At 27.7% G+C, this 16,696-nt stretch carries 15 protein-coding genes; 13 read left to right on the forward strand and 2 right to left on the reverse strand.

The annotated features are described in order from the left end of the window. Positions 1-60: 60 nt before the first annotated feature. The 3 genes from GPX08_RS11215 to dapB all read left to right on the forward strand — a co-directional run bounded on the left by GPX08_RS11215 (position 61) and on the right by dapB (position 3,650). The gene (locus GPX08_RS11215) at positions 61-630 is read left to right on the forward strand and encodes a nitroreductase (protein ID WP_156626905.1); all 570 of its coding nucleotides are present in this window, start codon (positions 61-63) and stop codon (positions 628-630) included. A gap of 101 nt (positions 631-731) precedes the next feature. After that, positions 732-2,645: an oligopeptide transporter, OPT family gene (locus tag GPX08_RS11220; protein WP_156626906.1), complete on the forward strand. Its 1,914-nt coding sequence runs from the start codon at positions 732-734 to the stop codon at positions 2,643-2,645. Between the two features lie 162 nt (positions 2,646-2,807). Next, positions 2,808-3,650, forward strand: coding sequence for a 4-hydroxy-tetrahydrodipicolinate reductase (gene dapB, locus GPX08_RS11225; protein ID WP_156626907.1), 843 nt, complete (start codon positions 2,808-2,810; stop codon positions 3,648-3,650). A 134-nt stretch (positions 3,651-3,784) separates the two neighbouring features. Here dapB and GPX08_RS11230 read toward each other — a convergent pair whose 3' ends face one another. Continuing rightward, the gene (locus tag GPX08_RS11230; RefSeq protein ID WP_156626908.1) at positions 3,785-4,432 is read right to left on the reverse strand and encodes a pentapeptide repeat-containing protein; all 648 of its coding nucleotides are present in this window, start codon (positions 4,430-4,432) and stop codon (positions 3,785-3,787) included. A 566-nt stretch (positions 4,433-4,998) separates the two neighbouring features. On the opposite strand from GPX08_RS11230, the gene GPX08_RS11235 reads away from it, so the two are divergent. From GPX08_RS11235 to GPX08_RS11255, 5 genes are all read left to right on the forward strand, one after another. Then, positions 4,999-7,275 carry an EAL domain-containing protein gene (locus GPX08_RS11235; RefSeq protein WP_156626909.1) on the forward strand — a complete coding sequence of 759 codons (2,277 nt, stop codon included), beginning with the start codon at positions 4,999-5,001 and terminating at the stop codon, positions 7,273-7,275. A 100-nt stretch (positions 7,276-7,375) separates the two neighbouring features. Continuing rightward, complete coding sequence (locus GPX08_RS11240) at positions 7,376-8,272, forward strand: Cof-type HAD-IIB family hydrolase (protein WP_156626910.1); 897 nt, start codon at positions 7,376-7,378, stop codon at positions 8,270-8,272. A 136-nt stretch (positions 8,273-8,408) separates the two neighbouring features. Further along, the gene (locus GPX08_RS11245; RefSeq protein ID WP_156626911.1) at positions 8,409-8,951 is read left to right on the forward strand and encodes a hypothetical protein; all 543 of its coding nucleotides are present in this window, start codon (positions 8,409-8,411) and stop codon (positions 8,949-8,951) included. A gap of 60 nt (positions 8,952-9,011) precedes the next feature. Continuing rightward, a complete protein-coding gene (locus GPX08_RS11250; RefSeq protein WP_156626912.1) occupies positions 9,012-9,686 on the forward strand; it encodes an HAD-IA family hydrolase in 675 nt (224 codons plus the stop codon). A gap of 4 nt (positions 9,687-9,690) precedes the next feature. Next, positions 9,691-10,305: a sugar O-acetyltransferase gene (locus GPX08_RS11255; RefSeq protein WP_156626913.1), complete on the forward strand. Its 615-nt coding sequence runs from the start codon at positions 9,691-9,693 to the stop codon at positions 10,303-10,305. Between the two features lie 169 nt (positions 10,306-10,474). Here the strand turns inward: GPX08_RS11255 and GPX08_RS11260 are convergent, their stop codons facing one another. Next, positions 10,475-10,888 (reverse strand): NUDIX domain-containing protein, encoded by a 414-nt coding sequence (locus GPX08_RS11260; RefSeq protein ID WP_156626914.1) that lies wholly within the window; start codon positions 10,886-10,888, stop codon positions 10,475-10,477. Between the two features lie 467 nt (positions 10,889-11,355). On the opposite strand from GPX08_RS11260, the gene GPX08_RS11265 reads away from it, so the two are divergent. Genes GPX08_RS11265 through GPX08_RS11285 form a run of 5 tightly spaced genes read left to right on the forward strand, consistent with a single transcriptional unit; the run spans position 11,356 to position 16,685 of the window. After that, the gene (locus GPX08_RS11265; RefSeq protein ID WP_156626915.1) at positions 11,356-12,426 is read left to right on the forward strand and encodes an ATP-binding cassette domain-containing protein; all 1,071 of its coding nucleotides are present in this window, start codon (positions 11,356-11,358) and stop codon (positions 12,424-12,426) included. After that, the gene (locus tag GPX08_RS11270) at positions 12,426-13,307 is read left to right on the forward strand and encodes an ABC transporter permease subunit (RefSeq protein WP_156626916.1); all 882 of its coding nucleotides are present in this window, start codon (positions 12,426-12,428) and stop codon (positions 13,305-13,307) included. The genes GPX08_RS11265 and GPX08_RS11270 overlap by 1 nt, the downstream gene beginning before the upstream one ends. A gap of 8 nt (positions 13,308-13,315) precedes the next feature. After that, entirely contained in the window at positions 13,316-14,134 is an 819-nt protein-coding gene (locus tag GPX08_RS11275; RefSeq protein WP_156626917.1) for an ABC transporter permease subunit, read from the forward strand. Further along, complete coding sequence (locus tag GPX08_RS11280; protein WP_156626918.1) at positions 14,118-15,413, forward strand: MBL fold metallo-hydrolase; 1,296 nt, start codon at positions 14,118-14,120, stop codon at positions 15,411-15,413. The genes GPX08_RS11275 and GPX08_RS11280 overlap by 17 nt, the downstream gene beginning before the upstream one ends. A gap of 12 nt (positions 15,414-15,425) precedes the next feature. Continuing rightward, positions 15,426-16,685: an extracellular solute-binding protein gene (locus tag GPX08_RS11285; RefSeq protein ID WP_156626919.1), complete on the forward strand. Its 1,260-nt coding sequence runs from the start codon at positions 15,426-15,428 to the stop codon at positions 16,683-16,685. Positions 16,686-16,696 lie beyond the last annotated feature (11 nt).

The raw sequence follows: 16,696 nt of genomic DNA on the forward strand, positions 1-16,696 counted from the left end.
CATGCTAATTAAGTTTATACATGTTCACTGTACATATAAATTTTAGAAAGGATGATATAAATGGAAAATAAATATCCAGTTGCAGATTTAATAGCAAATAGAAGAACAATAAGAAAATTTAAAGAAGAAAATATACCAAATGAGGTTTTAAATGAATTACTTCAAGTAGCATCTTGGGCTCCTAATCATAAATTAAAGGAACCATGGAGATTTATAGTTTATTCAGGTGATGGAAGTAAGGCTTTAGGAAATATAATTTATGAGGTAGCTTCTAATGGAAGAAACATGAAGAAAAATCCTGAAGAAATGAAAAAATATTTTTCATCTATTCCAACACATATTTTAGTAGTAATGCCTGAAGATCCACAGCCATTAATTAAGGAAGAAGATTATGCAGCTGTATGCGCATTAATTCAAAACTTTCAACTTGCAGCTTGGGAAAGAGGTATAGGAGTATTTTGGAAAAGTGATGCATATTTAACTTTACCTTCATTTAGGGAAGCGGTTGGCGTATTACCTGGTGAGAAGATTGTAGCAATATTACATGTTGGATATCCAGAGATGATTCCAAATTCACGACCTAGAACATCAGTTGAAGAAAAGATTACTTTAATAAATAGCGATAAATAGTATTTAACCAGAATTGTTAAAAATCAGTTCTGGTTATTTTTTTCGTATAAATGGATATACTAAAGATTATTCAAATTATAAACAAAAGAAGGAGAATATATATGGAAAAGAAATTACCTAAAGAAGCTTATGGCGGTGTACATGGTAAAGATTATGTTCCTTATATAACCGATAAAACTAAAAAAGGAACTAATATATCTGTAATTTTAATTGGAGCAGTCTTATCTGCTATCTTTGCTGCATCTACTGCATATTCAGGTATGAAATCTGGATTGACTGTTGCTGCGGGTATCCCAGGAGCTATAATAGGATCTATGCTTATTGGAGTATTTGCAAAGAGCAAAGGTATTCTAGGGAAGAACATTACCCAAGGTATGTCTAGTGGTGGTGAGTCCATAGCAAGTGGTATGATTTATGTCCTACCTGCAATTATATTAATAGGAAATAATATTACTTTTTTTGAAGGTCTTATAGTAGGTGTAGGAGGAATATTATTTGGAATTGGATCACTATCCTTAGTATATAATTATCTAATTGTTGAAGAGCATGGAAGTCTTATGTATCCTGAATCAATGGCAATTTCTGAAACTCTAATAGCATCAGAAGGTGGTGGTGATGCTATTAAATATATGGGGATTGGATTTGTGATAAGTGGTATTATAAATGTTTTAACAGGGTCATTTTTAAATATAGTTAATAATACGATTTCTTATTTAGGTAGCAGATTTTATAAATGGAAGTTTGCTACTGAGGTAAATCCACTTTTAGTTGGAATTGGTTTTATAGTAGGATTAGAAGTTTCTTTAACTATGTTTGCTGGTTCAATATTAGCTAACTTTGGTATTGCTCCATTAATAGGATATTTTACTGATTTAGCTGATAAGAATATACAATCTTGGAATGATGCTTCATTATTACTTCATCAAATGGATGTAAACTCAATATCTAGTAGTTATGTAAAGTATATAGGTGCTGGGATGATGTTATGTGGAGGGATTATTGGAGCTCTTAAGCTTATTCCAACTATAGTTGTATCAATAAAAGAAACATTAAAAGCAAAGTCAGGTAATGAAGATAAATCAGAAAAGAATTCAGGAGAAATAATAATACTTCTAGCAGGGGTAGTTATTGCTTTTGTAGCTGGATTTATAATTTCTCATAGTATTAAGATGGCTATAATTGCAACTATAGTTGCATTAATACTTTCACTATTGTTTGTAATAGTTTCTGGACGTTTAACAGGAACAATAGGAACTTCTAACTTACCTGTATCAGGAATGACTATAGCATCTTTAGTTATATTAACTTTATTCTTTGTTGTTTTTGGATGGACTACAAATGCAGATAATAAATCATTATTATTATTTGCTGCCTTTATGGTAGTAGCCATATCTGTAGCAGGAGGATATAGTCAATCTCAAAAGGTAAGTTATATTATAGGCGGAAGTAAGAAGGAAATGCAAAATTCCTTTGCTATTGCGAGTATAATTGGAGTAATTGTTGTTACAGGAACTATAATGCTATTATCTAATCAATTAGCAGTTACAGGAGTAGATGCACAATTTGCATTGCCACAAGCTAACTTAATGGCAACATTAACTTCAGGAATAATGTCTGGAGATTTACCTTGGCCAATGATAATAGTAGGTGTTGTTATGGCTTTATTCTTATTCTTTTTAGATTTACCAATAATGACTGTTGCTATAGGATTCTATCTACCTATAGCAACTACTTCAATAATATTAGTAGGTGCATTAATACGTGTATTTGTAGAAAAGATGAGTGCTAATGAGCAAGATAAAGAAGTTAAGGTGTCTAATGGAATCAGTCTGTCTTCAGGGCTTGTTGCAGGAGGTTCCATAATAGGATTAATAGGTATAATACTACAAGTTACAGGAGTAATAACTCCAAGAATACCTTTAGGATTCTCTTCAAGTAATCTAATGGCAATAATACTACTTATAATTTTAGTAGTAGCTACCACAATACCTATATTGTTTTCTAAGGCAAAATAATTAGAATATGGATAATTTATATTAAAAATTAAAATTAAGCTTTACTCCTCTAATATAATAGGGGAGTTTTTATTTTTCAAAACACAACTGTAAAAAATTGACAAATAATACAACTTAATGATAAAATGAAGTTGTCACATATTTTATGTAGGAGGAGAATTTATGATTAGAGTTTGCTTAATAGGTCTTGGAAGAGCGGGTAAAGAAATAGCCAGGATGGTTTATGATAGAGATGATATGAAGTTAGTATCAGCTATATGTAGACCTAATAGTGATAAGAAAAATAAAAGCTTGGGTGAAGTAATTGGAGTAAGGGACTTTGGAGTATTTATAGATAGTAGTGATAATTTAGAGAAAAACTTGATTAATTCAAAGCCAGATGTAATAGTGGATTTCTCAAATTCAGAGGCAACTATAAATAATATGAGTATTATTTCAAAACTAGGAATTAATATTATTATAGGGACTACAGGATTTTCAGAAGGGGATCTAAAGAAGATAGAAAACATAGCTAGATTAAAGAAATTTGGAATAATCTATGCACCTAATATTACTGTTGGTGTAAATGTATTGATGACATTAACAAAAATATCATCTGTGTTGTTGAATAATTATGATTTTCAAATTACTGAAATTCATCATAAGCACAAAAAAGATATACCATCAGGTACAGCGGTGAAAATCAAAGATGAAATAATTAATGGTTTAAAATATACTGGAGAGAATATAAGTGAAAATATTATTCCTATTAACTCAGTTAGAGCTGGAGGAGTAGTGGGTAAACATGAAGTGCTTATAGTAGGAGAAGATGATAGAATTACAATTTCTCATGAATCATTTTCAAGAAAAATATTTGCAGCAGGAGCTATAAAAGCAATAGAATTTATCTATAATAAAGTTGGATTTTATGAAATGAAGGAAGTTATGAATTTGTCTAAAGTTATAGAGGATTTATTTTATAATAATGAAGCTATAGATGATATTGCTATAGATAATTATAAATAAAATTTTTATTGTATGGGTGATTTAAATAAGAAAAGTATTATAGGATAAGTAATGTATTATATATAATTATGTTTATTTAATATATACTTATCCTTTCATATATTTTACTGTAATAATTACTAATAAGGATAGAATTAATCTCTTGGCATATTTTTAATATATTTTATTAAGTAGCTTAGAGTATAGAAATCCCTATCTAAATTATCACTAATATAATTTAATCCATTAATTAATGTTTCTTCATCAAAATTTTCTAAAAGAATCATAAGGCTTAAGGTATTAAGGTCTCCATCCTTTGTATCTAATATTCTTGAAGCTTTTACATATTTATTATTGAAGGTATTAAGAGTAGCATTTTTAAGATTTTCACTTATTTCTATATTAGGCATTTCATTAAAAACTCTTATTTCGGGATTGTCTAGATCTAAATTTTTAGCCTTACTTACATCACAAGAAACAAAAATCGTATTCTTAAATTTTGCATCTTTGAAATTAATATCATCTAATTTAACAGAATCAAATATAGCATTCTCAAAGTTTGCCATTTTGAAATTACTCTTTCTAAAATTTGTTCCTATAAATTCAGACCATTTAAAGCTACAGTTTAAGAAGCTAGATGATTTAAAATGAGCTCCTCTAAAGTTTACATAATCAAAATTAGATCCTGAAAAATTGCAGTTGTAGCAATTGCTTCTTTCAAGATTTTGATACATAAAGTTTTTATCTTTCTTTTCTATATTATTGTAATGAAAATTTCTTTTTACACTTTTGTTATTAGCCACAGGTACCTCCGATAATATATAAATTTATTTTTCTATTATTAATATATCTAATATTACCACAATATTTAATATAATACTAATAATAGTTGAGATCTAAAGTCTCGATTAATATCTTAGTTTTTGAAGAGGGGAAAATAGTTCAATCGGGAAGTCATAATGAATTGTTAAATGAAGGTGGATTATATAAGAAGTTGTATGATACACAATTTAGAAAAGAAAATAATCAAATAGCATAATTAACATAAAAAAATGGAATTATTGTAGAATGTATTGAATAGTATCAACTCTTAAATTGGTTAGAACTTTTGGTTTGTTCTAGCCCATTTTTTTATATTTTATATATTAAATGGAGATTAATTATAAGTAAAAAAGGCTTAAGTATAAGGGAAGTTCATGTATATGTTTAATTCAATTAAATATAATCTAAAAATATACTTTCTAAATGTTTTTGAAATGCTAAATTATAGAAAATAGAGACAAAATTTTCTTGTCTATGTTATAATAAAAATATGTAAAAATAGAAAATAATTATATTAATACTTGCTTTGGACATAGGAGGTAAAATAATGAAACTGAAGAAATACTATATTCTGAAAGTAGTTACTGCTTTTTTTGTTACGATAGTATTTGCATTGATTTGTTCATTTACATATTTAACTTATATGAGTCATATTTTAGATGAAAATACGAAAGAAAGATTATTAGAAATAGCAGATGAAACTACAGATATAATGAATATTAAGTTTGAATCAAGCATAACTGAACTTGAAAATTTAAGTACAATACTTTCTTTAAAAAGCGGATATGATGAAGATGAATTGATAAATATTTTAGATAACTATGTTCAAGTATCTAATTTTAGTAATATGGGTTTTATTAAGGCAAACGGTGATGGATATTCAGAGGATTTAAAGGGAATTAACTTTTCAGATAGAGAGTATTTTCAAAAAGCTATGAATGGTGAAAAGAATATTTCAAAGTTTATGGAGGATAGGGTAAGCGGAGAAATAGAGAGTACATTTGCAGTACCAGTTTATGATGAGTACAATAAAGTTGTTGGAGTGCTAGCGGCATCTAAACCAATATCTGAATTTAAGGATATATTAAATGTAAACATTTTAGATGGGGAAGGTTGTTTAATTTTAGCAAATTCTAATGGTAGTGTAGTTATTAATCAAAATCATAAAAACTATGATAGTAGCATTAAAGATTTAAGTAAGGTCAAATTTGAAAATAATGAAACTTTTAAGAATAATTTAAATGAATCAGATAAAGGGGTATTAAAAACTAAATCAGATACTGGTAATAGCAAATATGTTGCATATGCACCTATAGGAATAAATAATTGGTATATAATATCTATAGTACCAGCTAATGTTATTGAAAAAAGTATTACCAGTTTAAACAAAATTTCTGCATTTATGTGGATAAGTGTTTCTGTTTTACTTTTAATTGTAGTAAGTTACATTATATATTCTAGAAGAAAGAGTGATGAAAAACTAGAAAACATAGCATTTGTAGACCCACTTATAAATGGTCCTAATTATAATGCATTTATATCTGATTTTAATGATATTATGAAAAAAGATGATGGAGTAAACTATGCTTTAGTTTCGTTAGATATGGATAAATTTAAAGTGATTAACGATGCTTTTGGATATGAAAATGGTAATACTATTTTAAAAAATATTGCTTTAGGGATTTGTAAAAATTTAAAATCTAATGAGATTTATGCTAGATATAATGCAGATAATTTTCTAATAATTTTAGAATATACTAGTGATAAAAATATTTTAAAGCGTATGGAAGATATGACTAATGATATATTGATTAGTTTAGAATCAGTTATTAAAAGTATGAATGAAAGAGTGGACTCGTATAAATTTATTTTAACTTATGGAATTTGTATTATAAAGAATAGGAAGGATCCTTTAGATATATTAGTTGATAGATCTAATCTTGCAAAGAAAAGTGTAAAGGGTAGTCATAAAACTACAGGAGCTTTCTATACAAAAGATTTAAGGGAAAAAATACTGATGGAGAAAGAATTAGAGAACTATATGGATAAAGCTTTAAGAGAAAAGCAATTTAAAGTGTATTTCCAACCGGAGGTATCTTTTTCTACTGGGGAAATTATAGGGGCTGAAGCATTGGTAAGATGGTATCATTCAGAAAAGGGTATAATCTATCCAGACAAATTCATTCCACTTTTCGAAAGAAATCAATTCATAAAAAAACTTGATTATTATATGTTTAATGAGGTAGCATCTTATATTCAAAATTGGGAGGCAGAAGGTATAGCTCTTCCTAAAACTTTCTCTATAAATCTATCAAGAATTCATTTATCTGATGTAGATTTATCCGATAAACTAGTTAGAATACTAGAAGCACATAATGTGTCTCCTAATAGAATTGGTATTGAACTTACAGAAAGTGCATTCTTTGAAGATAAGGATTTAATTATTAATATGATGGACAAGCTAAAAGATGCAGGATTTAAAATATATATTGATGACTTTGGTTCAGGATACTCATCATTAAATACTTTAAAGGATTTAAAAGTAGATTATTTAAAATTTGATAGAGAGTTTCTAACTAACTTAGAGGATAATAAAAAAGGTCAATCAATATTGCATAATTTAGTTAATATGGCCAAGGATATAAATATTTGTACAGTTGCAGAAGGGGTGGAAAATACTCTTCAAGCTAATTTCTTAAGAGAAAAAGGATTTGATATTGCGCAAGGGTATTATTATTTTAAACCTATGACAGCAAATGATATGAAATACGAATTGAGGAAAAAAGATAATATTGTGAATAGTATTAATGAGGTAAAGAAATAGGCTATAGTGACTATTAATTGAATTATTAAATAGGTATGATAATATAAAGTAAGGGATAATATACAATAAAGGATAAAATATAAAATGGAGGCAATGAGTTATGATAAAATTTATAGCATCTGATATGGATGGAACATTATTAAATGGAGATCATGATATAGATAAGGAAACGGTAGAAGCAATAAATAGAGCAGAAAATGCAGGAATTACTTTTGCGATATCTACAGGTAGAGAATATGAAAGCGTAAAAGGACTTTTAGAAAAGCATAATTTAAGAGTTCAATGTGTTCTTTCAAATGGGGCAGAGTACAGAGATGAAGATGGAAATATTTTAGAAGTAATTAATATTAAAGAAGAAAGTGCAAAGAAAATAATAGAATTATTAGATAAGAATCATCTTTCTGCTAGGATTTTTACTGATAAAGGAACATTTACAACATCAACTGAGGAGGAAGCTTTAAGAGAAGTTATCTTTAGAACTATGAGCTTTAATCCGGAATTATCTGAAGATGAAGCTAGAGAAGTGGCTGAAAATTTAGGGTTCTTTACTTCGCTTCAATATATAGATGATGTTGAAGAGTTTTTTAAGGGTGGAGTAGAAGTAAGAAAATTCGTTGCTTTCCATAATGATATTGAGCTTATTGATGAGATGAAAAAGACATTAGGTGAAATAGAAGGATTAGCAGTTTCTTCCTCTTTTAGAGATAATATTGAAGTTACAGATATTAATGCTCAAAAAGGAATTATATTAGAAAAAATAACATCAAGAAATGGTCTTGCAAACAACGAGGTTATGATTCTTGGAGATAGTTTTAATGACTATTCTATGTTTGAAATCTTCGAAGAAAGTGTCGCTATGGAAAATGCAATAGATGAAGTTAAAGCTATAGCAAAATACATAACTTCATCTAATAATGATTTAGGTGTTGCGAAGGCAATTAATTATGCAGTTGATAATGAGTTAAATAAAATTTTAAAATCTGAAAATAATCTTTAAATTAATAAAGACTTGAACAGCTGTATGTTCAAGTCTATTAAGTTTATTTAGGGGATTTTAATAATTATATAGTATAATAATGATATAGAAAAACTTAGAATACAAAAGAAATAATTTTTTCTTGAAAGGAGATATCATGAGGAAAATTAGTGATTTATTTAGTACAATAGATAATTTATTTAGTGAAGAAAAGGAACAAAAATTAAAAGGTAGGCTTGCTAAAAAAATAAAAGATAGTATTTTTACTGATGATATTTTAGAAAAGTTAAATGAACATGATTTTACTGGGTTAGCAGATGATGAAGAGAAGATAGTTATGCTATTTTCAGCGATTTTTCCTATATTAGTGAAAAGTGATAATATTGCCTATAGGTTATATAAACATAAAATAGAAATTGATTTTTCTGATGAAATGAAAGATAGATATATTTATATGTTCTCTGATGGAAGATATACTTCAGGAATATTTAAATGTTTTAATATAAGTGACGATGAATATGTAAAAGGAATGAAAAAAATAATAGATACTATTCCAGAATTTAAAAAGTCCCTTTTAGAAACATTATCTAATTATGATGAAATAGTTAATTCTAGTGTTAATCAAGAACATTATAAAGATAAGCTTGCAATATCAGAGAAAAATTACGGTGAGCTAGTAGAATATCTAGATAATAAGTAAGATTATTAGAGCAATTAATAATATTTTAGATAAAAGTTAATGGAGAGTTATACTAGTTTTATGAATAAAATACAAGCAATTATATTTGATATGGATGGAGTACTTTTTGATACAGAAAGTATATATTTAAAGGTTTGGAAAAATATATTTAGAAAATATGGTTATATAATGACTGAGGAAATATATAGCCAAGTTATTGCTACTGGTAGAGATAATGTGAAAAGAGTTTTCCTTAGGGAATTTGGAGCAAATCTTCCTATAGATAAGATGTATTTAGAAAAAGATATTGCTTTAAGGGAAGAAATAGAAAAAAATCTACCTATAAAAGATGGAGTGTTTGATATTTTAAGTTATTTAAAGGATGAAGGGTATAGAATTGCTTTAGCTACTTCTTCAGATAGAGAGAGAATGAATAATCATTTAGAGAAAGCAAATATTAGAGGATATTTTGAACAAATAATATGTAGAGATGAAGTTGAAAAGATAAAGCCTAATCCAGATATATATTTAAAAGTTGCAAAGAAGTTGGGAGTTAGTCCTGAAAATTGTTTAGTTATAGAAGATTCTTTAGCTGGGGTTAAAGCAGCATATAGTGCTGGTATGACAGTTTTTCATGTTGTAGATTTTAAGGAAGCAGATGAGGAAATAAAAAAATACTGCTATAAAAGCTTTAATAATCTATATGAGATAAAGGAAAATATAATTCTGAATAATAAGTTTTGGGAAAGAGGTTGATGTAATGACTGAAAAAGAAAAAATGTTAGCTGGAGATTTATATATGGCTAATGATAAAGAGCTTAAAGCTGATGCAAAGAAATCTAGGGTGTTAACTAGATTATTTAACAGCACTACTGAAGAGCAAAAAGAGTATAGAAAAGAACTATTAAAAGAGTTATTTAAAAAAACTGGGGATAATATTTATATTGAACCTTCTTTTAAATGTGATTATGGATGCAATATTTCTGTAGGGAATAATTTTTATGCTAATTTTGATTGTATAATTTTAGATGTATGTAATGTAGATATAGGAGAAAATGTGTTTTTTGCTCCTAGAGTATGTATTTATACAGCAGGGCATCCTATAGATGCTGAAGTTAGAAATACTGGTTTAGAGTTTGGTAAAGCTGTTAAGATTGGAAATAATGTATGGGTTGGAGGTAGTACAGTTATAAACCCAGGAGTTACTATAGGTAATAACGTAGTTATAGGATCTGGGTCAGTAGTAACAAAGGACATACCTGATAATGTAATAGCTGTAGGAAATCCTTGTAGGGTTTTAAGAAAAATTACTGAAGAAGATAAGGTGTATTGGGAAAAGAAAAAAGAAGAGTATTATAATGAAATAGATAAATAAAAAAAGAGGTTTCTGAATAAGTATCAGAAACCTCTTTTTCTATTTTGATTTATAAATTTAATGAAAGAGTAGAATAAATATTTTATAATTATTCATAAACTTTCAAATAATAGAGTTTTGAATTATGTACAATTTAATTATTCAATGTATTTAATAATAAAAATGAAAGTTATATTCTAGCTTTTTTACTGTTTTTTAAAACTAGTTTTTTTACAGTAGGAATATCAGTTTGGCTCCAGTTTAAACTTTCTATGTATTCAATAGGTAACCATATTAATTTTAGATAATCTTTAGGAAGGGGTTGTCCATCAACTAAAGAGCATTTAGCTACCATTAGATTAAGTATATAATCTTCATATTCATATGTAGTTGCGCTGAATAAAGATTCAAATTTAACAGTACAATTAAGAGTGTCTTTTATTTTTCTTACAATAGCTACTTCAGGATTTTCACCATCATTAATTTCACCACCAGGAAATTCCCAAAGTTTACTTATACTCATATTTTTCGAAGGAAGGGAACAAAGAACTTCATTATTTTCATTCTCTATTATTGCTCCAACAACTTTAATAATATTCTTCACAGTAAAATCACCTCTAGATTTTATAATATCACAGAAAAGGGTTAATTTACATATGATTTATTATATTTATGATAATATATTCGGTTATTATTATGAAAATTATAAAAAATGAAGAAAAAATTATTCAATATATATGAAAAATATGGTATATTATAATGTTACGAATTAATAAAATTTGAGCTAGTATATTTAATTATATATTTCAAAAACTATAATTAAAATATTAAATAATAAGAATGATTAAATATTAAAACAATTAAAGTATTGAAAGAAAAACTTACTATTAATAAAAGAAAAGTAAATATATTAAATAAATAATGAGTATAATTTAATTGGATTTTAAAAGTTAATATAATGTTAAAAATTAAGTAAAAATATATAATATATTGTCATAGAAATATATATTTAGTATAGTATACAAGTAGATATAAATGATGAAGATAAAAAATAAATACATGAGGTGGCACATGATACATATTGAAAAACTTAAAAAAGTTTATAGCAATGGTTATGAGGCTTTAAAAAGCATCGATCTTAAAATTAACGAAGGTGAACTTGTTTGTCTTTTAGGTCCAAGTGGTTGCGGAAAAACAACTATTCTTAACTTATTAGCTGGACTTCTAGATCCTAGTGGTGGGGACATTAAATTTGATGGAGAATCAGTTATTGACAAACATCCTAAAGATAGAGGTATTGGCTTAGTATTCCAAAACTATGCTTTGTATCCTCATATGACAGTTTTAGAGAACGTAATGTTTCCACTTACTGTTGGTAAAAATAAAAAGTCAAAGAATGAAGCTATGGAAATAGCAAAGAAGTATATGAAAGTTACTAGTATTGAAGAACTTGCAGATAAAAAACCAGGTGAGATGTCTGGTGGACAACAACAAAGAGTAGCAATTACAAGAGCATTAGTTCAAAATCCAAAAATATTATTACTTGATGAGCCTTTAAGTAATTTAGATGCTAGATTAAGATTAAGAATTAGAGAAGAAATTAGAAGATTAGTTAAAGAAATAGGTATAACTACAATCTTCGTTACTCATGATCAAGAAGAAGCATTATCTATAAGTGATAGAATTGTATTAATGAATGAAGGTATAGTTCAACAATTTGATATTCCACAAAATCTTTATCTAGAACCAGAAAATCTTTTTGTAGCTAAGTTTATGGGAAATCCAATTATAAATTTAGTTGATATGAAAAAAGAGGGAAATATATTAAAGTCTAATGATTTTAATATTGATTTAAGTCTTCTAAATAAAGATAGATTTAAAGGCGACTTAACAGAAGAAAACTATATAGTAGGTATAAGACCAGAATACTTTGAATTAAGTACAAATCCATTATTTACAGCTGAAGTTGAATCAATAGAATTAATAGGTAAAGATTGTATTATAAACTTTAATGTTAATGATACAAATGTAAAGTCTATTACAGATATAAGTAAGAAAGTATCAGAGGGAGATAAAATAGGCTTTGATATTGACTATAACGGAATTTATTTATTCCAAGAGAATGGAGTTAGAGTGTACTAATGAAGAAGTTTAAGTATAGAGCAGAGAATTCACCACAAGCATGGCTGTTTTTAATGCCTGCTTTAATAATCGTCGGAATATTTAATGTGTTACCTTTAATAAGAACATTTATTATGTCTTTCCAAAAGGGAACTTTAAATAACTTAACATTTAATGGATTTAATAATTTCGAAGTAGTGCTTAAAGATCCTAAGTTTCATACAGCTATAGGTAATACTGCGCTTTTTGCTTTTGTTGTAGTACCTGTAGGGTTAATTATATCTATGTTTATTGCTATTACAATATATGAAAAAATTAAGTATAAGGATGTATTTGAAACAATATTCTTTATACCATATTTAACAAGTGTAATTGCAGTTGGTATTGTATTTAGATTTTTATTAAATGGTGAGTATGGATTTGTAAATTACGTATTAGGGTTTTTCAATGTAGGACCATTTAATTTCTTAGATGACCCAAATATGAGTATGATTACTCTAATAATATTTGGAATTTGGTCAGGACTTGCCTTTAATATAATAATATTACTTTCAGGCCTTAGAAATGTTGATAAAAGCTATTATAAGGTTGCAGATATGTTTGGGGCAACAAAGATGGAGCAGTTCTTTAGAATAACTTTACCTCAAATGATACCAATTATTACGTTTTTATTAATGGTTAATTTTATTAATGCATTTAAGGTATATGCTCAAGTATTCTCTATATTTAACGGTAAAGCGGGTATTGCTGATAGTGCTACAACAGCAGTATTCTATATATTCAATAAGTTCTATGTAGAAAATCGTTATGGCCAAGGTATGGCAGCAGCAGTTATCTTATTTGGTTTAATTTTAGTTTTCACATTAATTCAAAATCGTATATTAAAAAGAATATCTAAGTAGGTGAAAATATGAAAAAAGTTAATTTAGTTTTATCAAAAACCTTTATAGTATTAATGGCAATTATTACATTATTTCCTTTTGTATATATGATTTTATCAAGCTTAATGACTTATCAGGAAGCAACAAGTATACCACCAACATTATTTCCAAAGGAATTACAATGGAATAACTTTTCTCTTGCAATGGAGCAGGCTCCATTTGTAAGATATTTCTTTAATACAATATTTGTTGCTGGTATATCAACAATTGGAACGGTAATTACATCTATATTAGCTAGTTTTGCGCTAGTTAAATTGGAATTCAAATACAAAAATATCTTAGTATTAGGTATGGCTGCTTTATTAATGGTTCCTTATGAAGTTACAGTATTTACAAACTATAAAACTATAGCACAGCTTGGTTTGCTAGACACATATACGGCATTAATAATACCATCTCTTGCAAGTGTATTTTATATATTTTACTTAAAAGAGTATTTAACTAGTATTCCTATATCTTACTACAAAGCTGCGAAAGTAGATGGATGTTCAGATATGGAATTTGTTAAAAGAATATTAATACCTTTAGCAAAGCCTGCATTATTTACTATGGGAATTTTAAGTTTCATTAATGGATGGAACTCATTCTTATGGCCAATTCTAGTTACAAATAGTAAGGAAATGAGATTATTAAGTAATGGATTAAGCTCCTTTGCAACAGAAAGTGGTACTAATGTACATCTTCAAATGGCAGCATCAACAATAGCTATTGTTCCAATACTAATTCTATACTTAATATTTAGAAAACAAATAATTAGAGGAGTTGTTAAGAGTGGCGTTAAAGGATAAGAAGACAAAAATCACTTTTCACAATGGTATATTAACTATTGGTGGAACAATAATTGAAGTAGTTTATGAGGATAGTCATATATTCTTCGATTTTGGTAGTGAGTACAACCCAAAGGCTCCAGTACAGCCTGAAAACTTACAAGATTTATTAGATGAAAATTTAGTACCATATTTAGATAATATGTTTGATCCTAAGATTCCATTAAAAGGATTTGAGTCAAAAGAAAATAAATTTAAGAATACAGCAGTATTTTTATCACACATGCATTTAGATCATTCTAAGATTATTAACTACTTAAATCCAGAAGTACCTTTATATATGTTAGAAGGAACAAAATCACTATTAAATACCTTAAATATTAATAATGATTTCTTATTCCCTCTATATGAAAATAATGGTAAGAACACAAGGGACATAATTGGAGTTAAGGAATATGACATAATAGAAATTGGTAAGATTAAAGTTAAGGTAATGCCAGTTGATCATGATGCCTATGGTGCTTGTGGATTATTAATTGAAACTCCAGATTTAGTTATCTCTTATACTGGAGATATAAGACTTCATGGATATAGAAAAGATGCAACATTAAAATTCTGTAAGGAAAGTGAAAACTGTGACGTCTTATTAATAGAAGGCGTAAGTGTTTCATTCCAAGACTTTGATGATGATGTAAGTGATAGAGAAATATCAAATGAACCAGAATTAATAGATAAGATAAATGAAATAGTTAATAATAATCCTAATAAGCAAATAACATTTAATTACTATATTTCTAATATAGAAAGAATATTAAATATTATAAAAACTAATTCAAGAAAAGTTGTGCTAGATGCATATTATTCATATGTTCTTAAGGAAGCAACAGGATATGAGTCTTATTACTATCAATTAGATAATACAGATTATGGATTAGATGAAAAGCTTAAGATTGATTTTGAAGAATTATTAAATGATAAAGGTAGCTTTTTCTGGCAATTAGATAAACTTGCCATTGAATATATAGATAAATTACAGGAAGGTGGAATTTATATTCATTCTAATGCAGTGCCATTAGGTGATTTTGATCCAGCATACACACCATTTGTAAACAAATTTGAAGAAAGAAATATTAAATTCGAAAGAGTTTCATGTAGTGGGCATGCTCATCCTTATGATTTAATTAAGATAATTAACTTAATTAAACCTAAGTTATTAGTACCAATACATTCTTATCGTCCTGAAAAACTTTATAATGAAAATGGCGACGTTCTTTTACCAGAAAAGAAACAAACTATATAACCGGAGGGGAAAATAATGAAATTTAAAAAGTTAATTGCTCTTACACTTTCATTAGGTTTATTAACTGGATGTGGAACAAAGGGAGCAGAAACATCTAACGAAGACATTGTTACAGAAATTACTTCACCTGTTGAAATTACTTTCTGGCATGCAATGAATGGAGAATTAGAAAAATCTCTACAAAAATTAACAGATGAGTTTATGGCTCAAAACTCTAATATAACAGTAACTTTACAAAATCAATCAAGTTACCCAGATTTACAACAAAAAATAACTGCTACAGTTGCAAGCCCTAAAGATTTACCAACTTTAACTCAAGCTTATCCAGATTGGATGTTCAATCCAATTCAAGATGGACTAGTAACTGATTTAGCTCCATATATTGAAAATGAAACTTTAAAATTTGATAATTATGAAGATATATTACCAAGTCTTAGAGAAGCAGCTACTATAGATGGAAAAATATATGGTATGCCATTTAATAAGTCAACAGAAGTTATATGGTATAACAAAACTTTATTTGATGAATTAGGATTAAAAGCTCCAACAAACTATGATGAACTTGTTCAAGTTGCTAAGACAATAAAAGAAAAGAAGGGCATCCCAGGAGCTGGATTTGACTCATTAAATAACTACTATACAACTTTCTTAAAGAGCGAAGGAAAAATCTTCGATAATAACTTTGATGTAACTAGTGAAGAATCAGCTAAAGCTTTTAACTACTATTTAGAAGGAGTTAAAGAAGGTTACTTTAGAATTGCTGGAACAGATAAGTACTTATCAGGACCATTTGGTAATGAAACTGTAGGAATGTACGTTGGTTCAAATGCTGGTGAAAACTTTGTTAAGCAAGGTGTAGGCGATAAGTTTGAAGTAGGAGCTGCTCCATACCCAACAAATGCATCACTACAACAAGGTACTGATTTATATGTATTCTCAAGTGCTACTCCAGAGCAAAAGACTGCTGCTTATGAATTCTTAAAGTTCTTAACTAGCAAAGAAAAGCAAATTCAATGGGGTATTGAAACTGGATATATGCCAATCAGACAAAGTGCTATTGAATCAGATGAATACAAGAACTCTGGAAGCTTAATAGCTCCAATACTTGCTGATGCAACTAAGAATCTTTACACTAATCCAGTTATGACTGGTGCTGATGCAGCATATCGTGAAGCTGGTACTGTTTTAGAAGCAACATTAGCTGACCCAACTACTGATGTAACTAAGAAATTAGAAGAGTTTAAAACTACTTTAACTTCTATTTGGGAATAAGGTTATAGATA

The organism is Clostridium tertium (assembly GCF_902652255.1).
GTDB lineage: Bacteria > Bacillota > Clostridia > Clostridiales > Clostridiaceae > Clostridium > Clostridium tertium_A.